Raw genomic sequence first — 549 nt, forward strand, 5'->3', positions numbered from 1 at the left:
ACACTTCCCACACTTCCCACACTTCCCACACTTCCCACACTTCCCACACTCCCCCGCTCCCCCACTACTGAAAAGCAAACTCTATTTAGTTAAGACATAAGCGATCGCCTCCTCTAAATCTTCTTGAGTTAAGCTAGTTAACATAAACACTTCTTGAACAGTTTTTCCTTGTCTAGCAATAAGTTTAAAACCACCTCTAATAGGCACTGAAACTTTTAACTTCATGTGGGGAATATGACTTTTGGACCTGCTGATAACTCCTGGAGTAACAGTTTCAATACCCTGACGTTGAGTTAATTTCTCTAAAATAGGAATCAACCCTTCAATATGAGTAGAATGATTCCAAACTAGACGACCTTTAGATTTTGATGATTTTTTCATAGGACTTTCTCCATCTGTATATCCTCAGTCTACTGAAAGGGAGAGACTAGAGGCAAAAAAAAATGGCCCGATACATAATTTGGTTGTGGTGCATAGTAATGGTAGATAGAGTGTGGGAAGTGTGGGAAGTGTGGGAAGTGTGGGAAGTGTGGGAAGTGTGGGAAGTGT

The 549-nt window shown here is 41.0% G+C and carries 1 protein-coding gene; it reads right to left on the reverse strand.

The window, feature by feature from the left end:
* Window positions 1-81 precede the first annotated feature (81 nt).
* Complete coding sequence (locus D5R40_RS33770) at window positions 82-381, reverse strand: DUF2103 domain-containing protein (RefSeq protein WP_124144238.1); 300 nt, start codon at window positions 379-381, stop codon at window positions 82-84.
* Between the last annotated feature and the right edge of the window lie 168 nt (window positions 382-549).

The sequence above is a fragment of the Okeania hirsuta genome, from assembly GCF_003838195.1.
GTDB lineage: Bacteria > Cyanobacteriota > Cyanobacteriia > Cyanobacteriales > Microcoleaceae > Okeania > Okeania hirsuta.